This is a genomic window from Intestinibacter sp., assembly GCF_022780145.1.
GTDB lineage: Bacteria > Bacillota > Clostridia > Peptostreptococcales > Peptostreptococcaceae > Intestinibacter.
The window spans coordinates 1-7,687 of sequence record NZ_JALEXO010000215.1 but is presented as its reverse complement, the minus strand read 5'-3'; the positions used below and the strand labels follow the sequence as shown (position 1 = coordinate 7,687).

General features: G+C 28.9%; 7 protein-coding genes. All 7 read left to right on the top strand.

Translation table 11 applies throughout. The features are described 5' to 3' along the window. Positions 1 to 88: 88 nt before the first annotated feature. A complete protein-coding gene (locus MR593_RS08330) occupies positions 89 to 757 on the top strand; it encodes a GntR family transcriptional regulator (RefSeq protein WP_290691810.1) in 669 nt (222 codons plus the stop codon). Positions 758 to 961: 204 nt separating this feature from the next. Then, a complete protein-coding gene (spoIIR, locus tag MR593_RS08325; protein ID WP_290691808.1) occupies positions 962 to 1,678 on the top strand; it encodes a stage II sporulation protein R in 717 nt (238 codons plus the stop codon). Beyond that, complete coding sequence (locus tag MR593_RS08320) at positions 1,657 to 2,343, top strand: cell wall hydrolase (RefSeq protein WP_290691806.1); 687 nt, start codon at positions 1,657 to 1,659, stop codon at positions 2,341 to 2,343. Before spoIIR ends, MR593_RS08320 begins: the two co-directional genes overlap by 22 nt. 207 nt (positions 2,344 to 2,550) lie before the next feature. Further along, complete coding sequence (locus MR593_RS08315; RefSeq protein ID WP_290691804.1) at positions 2,551 to 2,961, top strand: DUF1934 domain-containing protein; 411 nt, start codon at positions 2,551 to 2,553, stop codon at positions 2,959 to 2,961. Between the two features lie 320 nt (positions 2,962 to 3,281). Next, positions 3,282 to 4,670: a tRNA lysidine(34) synthetase TilS gene (gene tilS / locus MR593_RS08310; protein WP_290691802.1), complete on the top strand. Its 1,389-nt coding sequence runs from the start codon at positions 3,282 to 3,284 to the stop codon at positions 4,668 to 4,670. 32 nt (positions 4,671 to 4,702) lie between these two features. Beyond that, entirely contained in the window at positions 4,703 to 6,733 is a 2,031-nt protein-coding gene (gene ftsH, locus MR593_RS08305; protein ID WP_290691800.1) for an ATP-dependent zinc metalloprotease FtsH, read from the top strand. Between the two features lie 112 nt (positions 6,734 to 6,845). Beyond that, on the top strand, positions 6,846 to 7,687 hold an 842-nt coding region (locus tag MR593_RS08300; RefSeq protein WP_290691798.1), incomplete at its 3' end, for a biotin--[acetyl-CoA-carboxylase] ligase.

The window sequence follows — 7,687 nt, the reverse complement described above, 5'->3', positions numbered from 1 at the left end:
GAGGATGCAATTAAATGCAAATCCATATTAGAAAAAGAATTTAAACAAGTATTCGTCGTAGCATGTGAAGAAAAGGGGGTTGAGATTAATGGATAGCTTAACTAAATTAAATTTAGATGACTATAAGCCATTAAGAGATGTTGTATTTGAAAACTTGAGAAGTGCTATTTTAGAAGGAAAACTAAAATCAGGACAAAGATTAATGGAGGTTCAACTAGCAGAACAACTTGGTGTTAGTAGAACTCCAGTAAGAGAAGCGATAAGAAAATTAGAACTTGAAGGATTAGTTGTGATGTTACCTAGAAAAGGCGCTTATGTAGCTAATATATCAGTAAAGGATTTAATGGATGTATTGGAAATAAGAGCTAGCTTAGAAGGACTAGGTGCGTCTTTAGCAGCTGAGAGAAGAGATGATGAAGATATAGAAAAATTAGAAGAAATAGAAGCAGAATTTGAAGAAGCAGTAAGAACACAAAATATCGAAATGCTATTGAAAAAAGATGTTGAATTCCATGAATGTATATTTAAATCAGCTAATAATAAAAAATTAGCAAAGATGATAAATTCTATATGGGAACAAGTTCAAAGATTTAGAATAACTTATGTTTCAGATTTGAATGCATCATTAAGCTTAATAGATGAGCATCAAGCTATTTTAGGCGCTATAAGAGAAGCCAATGTATTAGAAGCTAAGAATTTTGCTATTGAACATATAGAAAAGGCTGAACAATTTATGCTAGAACACTGTACTAAATAATATCAGTTAATAAATATAATTAAAAAAATGATCTTCTAGAAGAAATATTTATAAAGAAGTAATTGTTTTAAGTAGAATAAGTACTTCTTTATAAATATTTAGCTAGAGGGTCATTTTTATTTTTTGATAAATTTACTTTTTTGAGTATAAAATAAGTTAACCTGGAAATAATCTCAATATACCAAAAAAATGGGGGATGAGACCATGAAAAGGAAATTTATAAAAAAAGAATTTAAAATAAATACGAAAATGAAAATAAGAATAGTATTATCTGTATTAATGTTAATTGTTACTGTAGGATTAATGGCAACTTGTATATATGCACAAGTATCGAAAATAGATATAGCTTCTGAAAATTACAAGGATAAATTAATAAGATTTCATGTATTAGCTAATAGTGATTCAGAAGAAGATCAGCAGCTTAAATTAAAAGTGAGAGATGCAGTCATAGATTATCTACAACCTAAATTAAGAGATTCTAAAAGTATAAATGAAAGCGAAAGGATAATACTAGAAGAAGAAGGTAATTTAATTAATATATGTAGAGATGTGATAGAAAAAAACGGATACAATTACGACGTCCATATAGATTTAGGATACAGTAAATTTCCGACTAAGCAATATTCAAGCGTTGTTTTGCCAGCTGGAGAATACAAGGCACTTAGGATATTAATAGGAAAAGGACAAGGTAAGAATTGGTGGTGTGTTATGTTTCCTCCACTTTGTTTTGTAGACAAACAGAATAATGTAATAGACAAAGAAACTGATGCAAAGCTAAGAGAGGTTTTAACAGAAGAAGAATACAAACTAATAGTAGAAAAGGACAACGATAAAGTCGATGACTTAACGATAAAATTTAAAATAGTAGAGATAATACAAAAAATAAAGGAGAATTATTTATGGGAAGGTGTTATAAATTAATAATGGCATTTTTTATATCTATTTTTATGATAATTAGCGCTACATTTGTTTATAAAGTCGAAGCTTTTAACTTAATGAATATCGGTTATTTATTTAAAAAAATTGAGTCAGTAGAATATAAAAAAATAAAAGTAGATGACAATTTTACAAATAAACAAAGTTTAGATTATGAAAAAGAAATTTCTAAAAATAGTGAAGTTTTAAAAATGCAAAATTTTAAAGATCAATTTGCTAAAAATAATGAGACTGTTATTAAAAATAAATATGAAGATGAAGAAACTAATGAAGATAAAAAAGAAGTGATAAGTTTAAGTGATGATCAATTATATTTATTATCAAAATTGGTGGCAGCTGAGGCTAGAGGTGAAAGCTATCAAGGACAAGTTGCTGTAGCAGCTGTAGTTCTAAATAGAGTCCAAGATTCACGTTTTCCGGATTCCATAGAGGATGTAATATATCAAAAGAATGCTTTTTCTGTAGTAAAAAATGGTTCAATAAATGTTCAACCGACAGAAGAATCATATAAAGCTGCGAAAGATGCTTTATATGGAAATGATCCTACGAATGATGCTATTTATTTTTGGAATCCTGATATATCTACTTGTAACTGGATTAACACATTAAATCCACATTTAAGAATAGGAAACCATGTTTTTGCTAGATAATGTTAGTTATTATAAGTAATGCTCTTTTCATAGCGAGTATTTTATGTAAAATTGTTGCTATGAAAGGGGCATATTTTAATTGATAATAGAGATTATAACTGATATAATTCTTTTTGATACAATTTTAGAATGATATGTTTATTGATAAATATTTAAACAATATAAATTAATTTAATAATCTTCGAATAATGGATTTGGGAGGCTATAATGGAGGTTAATATAAATATAGTAACAACTCAGTTTAATGAATTAGGTGAAAAAAACATTATAAAATCAAATGCAACAGGTACTTTATATCAAAAAAAAGACCATAAGTATATAATTTATAAAGAAGTTCAAAATGGAGAAGAGACGACAACTTCTTTAAAAATAGAAAAGGATATGGTAACTATAAAAAGATATGGAGCTTTAAATTCTACTTTAGTATTTAAAGTCGGAAAAACAGATACATCTAGATATATGACTCCACAAGGAGCGTTTGTTATAGAAAATCATACAAAAGAACTTTCAATTTCTGATAATGAAAGCAAGATTTCTATAGACATAGATTACGATATAAAAATAATGGATATGTTTACAGGGAGAAATTTAATTAATATAAAAATTAAAGAAAAATAATTAGTCTAATAAATAAAAAATTAGATATAATATTAGAGATAGGTTTTATTTCTATAAATATCGAAAATTATATTAAATAAAGGTAGTTAAAACACTACCTTTTGTTTAGTTTATTTGTTATTATATTTATTATAGTCTAAATATAGTTAATTTTATTTAATATGTAAAAACATACAAGGACTTAATATTTTTTTATAGAAAATATATAAACAATTGTGAAATTAAATTTTGCTTGAAAGGATATAAAAATAATTTTTATAATATTTAACTTTATGTAATTCATTTAATAGATTAAAAATTATTTGTAAAAGGGATAAAATATGATATTTGAAAAAGTACTTGATACAATAAATAGACATAATCTTATTGAAAAGGGAGATAAAATTGTCTTGGGTATTTCTGGCGGTCCTGATTCAGTTTGTCTTCTACATATATTAAATCGATTAAAGAAAATGTTTGATATAGAGATTTATGCTGCTCATCTAAATCACCAAATTAGAGGTATAGAAGCTCAAAAGGATGCTCTATACGTTACACAGCTTTGCGAAGAAATGGGGATAAAGTATTTTGTGAGATCAATCGATGTTCCAAAATACTGTGAAGAAAATAAATTATCTATTGAAGATGGTGCTAGAAAATTAAGATACGATATGTTTTATGAAATAATGAGTAAAACTCATGCTAACAAAATAGCTATTGCTCACAATATGAACGATCAAGCGGAAACAGTACTTATGCACATTATGAGAGGGACTGGTCTTCAAGGCTTGAGGGGAATTGAATATATAAGAGATCAAATTATAATAAGACCTCTATTAGATATAGAAAGAAGTGAGATAGAAGGCTATTGTGAACAATATAATTTAAATCCAAGAATAGATCAAACTAATCTAGATCCAATCTACACAAGAAATAAAATTAGATTAAAACTTCTTCCATATATGCGAGATAATTTTAATTCAAATGTAATCAAGTCTATCGTTAGAATGAGTAATAGTGTAAAAGAAGATAGCGATTATATAGAAGAAAATGCCTTGATGAAATTTGAAGAAATATGCATAGTTTCAGATGAAAGTGTGGATATTGCTGTGGATTTGTTTATAAATTTACATAATGCAATAAAATATAGAGTTCTTAGATATGCGATAAAATATGTTTTGGGAGATACTAATTTTATCGACCAAAAGCATATTTTAGATATTATCGAGTTAGAGCCAGAGAAGAAAATAGGCAAAAAATTAAATCTTCCTAGAGGTTTATTTGTATATAGAAAGAAAAATAGTATAATAATTACTGTAAAGGAAATAATTACTGAAGATATTGAATTTTGCTATAAAGTGCCTAAAAATGGTTTTGTAAAAATAAAAGAATTAGGCATGCTTGTAGAAGCTGAGACTATGGGTATAGAAAAATACAATATATCTAAGCAAGAAAACAAAACAAATAGATGGTTTGATTTGGACAAAATAAAAGGGGATTTGATTGTAAGAAGTAGAAAACCTGGGGATAAAATAACAATTTCTGTGGGTAACAAAAAATTAAAGAGCTTGTTTATTGACATGAAAATCCCGAAAGAAGAAAGAAGCAGGATACCTATATTGGTAGATAGTGAGGATGTAATTTGTGTAGGTAACTACAGGGTAAGTGAGAAATTTAAAGTGGATGAAGGCACAACACAAGTATTAAAAATATGCTTTAAAAAGCTTTAAAATAAAATCAACATATGAAAGGAGGGCTTCTGTTGAACAAATTCTTAAAAGGAGCAGGTTTTTATTTGTTACTTTTAATTATAATTGTGACAATAGTAGAATTTGCAGGTACACCGACAGAAACAGTAAAAGAGCTAAAATTTTCTCAAGTATATGAGTATTTAACAGAAGAAAATATATCAGAAATACACTTTGTAGATTCAACTTCAGTGGAAGGTGTTTTGAAAGATTCAAAGAAAAAATTTAAATCTTACATGCCAAAAGAAGTTATGAGTGATGAATTTGCAAATGAAGTATTACAACAAGCTAAGCAAAATAAATTAGTAGTTAGTGGAGAAGCTAAACCATCTAATCCTTGGTATATAGAAATGTTACCGACATTATTATTAATATTCTTCATGGTAATAATGTGGTTCCTATTTATGAATCAGTCTCAAGGTGGAGGCGGAAAGGTTATGAACTTCGGCAAATCAAAGGCTAGAGTTCATAAAGATGATGAAAAAACAAGGGTTACATTTAAAGATGTAGCAGGTCTTCAAGAAGAAAAAGAAGATTTAAGTGAAGTTGTAGATTTCCTTAAAAATCCTAAGAGATATATAGAATTAGGGGCTAGAATTCCTAAGGGGATACTTATGGTAGGACCTCCAGGAACAGGGAAGACTTATTTATCAAGAGCAGTTGCCGGTGAAGCTGGCGTGCCATTTTTCACAATAAGTGGTTCTGATTTCGTTGAAATGTTTGTTGGGGTAGGTGCATCAAGAGTTAGAGATTTATTTGAACAAGCCAAGAAAAATGCTCCAGCTATAATATTTATAGACGAAATAGACGCAGTTGGTAGAAAAAGAGGTGCAGGCCTTGGTGGTGGACACGACGAAAGAGAACAAACATTAAACCAACTTCTAGTTGAAATGGATGGTTTCGGTGTCAACCAAGGTATAATCATAATGGCTGCTACAAATAGACCTGACATATTAGACCCAGCATTGCTTAGACCAGGTAGATTTGACAGAGAAATAGTAGTAGGCGCTCCAGACGTCAGAGGTAGAGAGGCTATATTTAAAGTTCACTCTAAAAATAAACCTCTTGCAAAAGATGTAAAAATGGATGTATTAGCTAAGAGAACTCCAGGATTTACTCCTGCAGATATAGAAAACATAATGAATGAAGCTGCAATTCTTACAGCTAGAAAAAAAGAAAAACAAATTCATATGGAAACTATAGAAGAAGCTATAACAAAGGTTATGGTAGGGGTAGCTAAGAAATCAAGAGTTATCAGTGAAAAAGACAGAAAACTTACTGCTTACCACGAAGCAGGTCATGCTATTTGTATGCATGTATTAGAACATGTAAGTCCAGTTCACCAAGTTACAATAATTCCAAGAGGTAGAGCTGGAGGATTTACAGAACCTCTTCCACAAGAAGATCAAATGTATGGTACTAAAAATGAAATGAAGGAAACTATCATAATGGCATTAGGTGGTAGAGTAGCTGAAGAGTTAATTATGGATGATATATCTACAGGTGCATCTAATGACTTAGAGAGAGTCACTTCAATAGCTAGATCTATGGTTACTAAATATGGTATGAGTGAAAAATTAGGACCTATGGTATACGGTGATAGCGATGAAGAAGTTTTCTTAGGAAACTCAATTTCAACTAAAAAGAATTATTCTGAAGAAATAGCTTACGAAATAGACAAGGAAGTAAGAGATATAGTTGAAACTGCATATGCAAAATGTAGAAAAATATTAACTGATTATGCTGATGAGCTTGATTATGTAGCTAAAGGATTATTAGTATATGAAACTTTAGATGCAGAACAATTTGTAAAAGCATTTAACAAAGAGCTTCCTCTAGAAGATGTTAATTTATTAGATAAAAAAGACGAAGCTGAACCAGTTAAAGAAGAAGCTACTAAAGTAGATATAACTAAAAAAATAGAAAATCCATACATAGATAAATCTGATTCAGATAATGAAACAGAAAATACTATATTAGATTTATCTAAAAAAGATGATGATTTACAATCAGATAAAGTAGATTTAGATAAAAAAGACGAATAATAAAAATCTATAAATTGTTAAGGCTGTTACATGTATTTTGTAACAGCTTTAAATTTTGTATCCAATTTTCTTATTTTAATATAAAATATATATAACAAGAAGGGGTGGATTTATGAGAGAAAAAGTAATAAAAGCTATTTTAGATAGTGGAGACGATTTTATATCAGGAGAACAACTGTCTAAAGAATTAGGAATATCTAGAACAGCAGTATGGAAACACATAAAAGCATTAAAAGAAGAAGGATACAACATAGAATCTGTAAATAGAAAAGGATATAGATTAGCTGAAAAACCAGATGATATATTATCGGAGCAAAATATAACACATAATTTACCTACTGAATTTATAGGGAAAAAGGTAATTCATTTTGAAACTATAGGTTCAACTAATGATTATGCAAAGGAAATTGGAAATAAGGTAGATCAAGGTACGTTAATAATCAGCGAAGAACAAACTAAAGGAAAAGGACGATTAGGCAGAATCTGGAAGTCGGTTCCTGGAGAAGGAATTTGGATGAGTTTGATCATAAAGCCACAAATAGAGCCTTTTAAGACCCCTTTTCTTACGTTAGTAGCTGGAGCAAGTATAGTTGTGGCACTTAGAGAGTTAGGAGTAGATGCTTCTATAAAATGGCCTAATGATATCATAGTAAATAATAAGAAAATATGTGGCATATTGACAGAATTATCTGCTGAAATGGAAAGAGTCAATTATGTTGTTGTTGGACCTGGAATAAATGTAAAAACGCTTGAGTTTCCAGATGAGATTAAGGATAAGGCTACTTCTCTATATAAAGAAGGTTATAAAATATCGAGAGTAGATATAGTCAGACAATTTTGCATAGAATTTGAAAAACTATACAAGGCATACATTTTAGATGGAAATAGGAATGCTACTATAGACATATGTAGAAAATACTCACCTATAATAAACAAAGAAATATATATTATAAA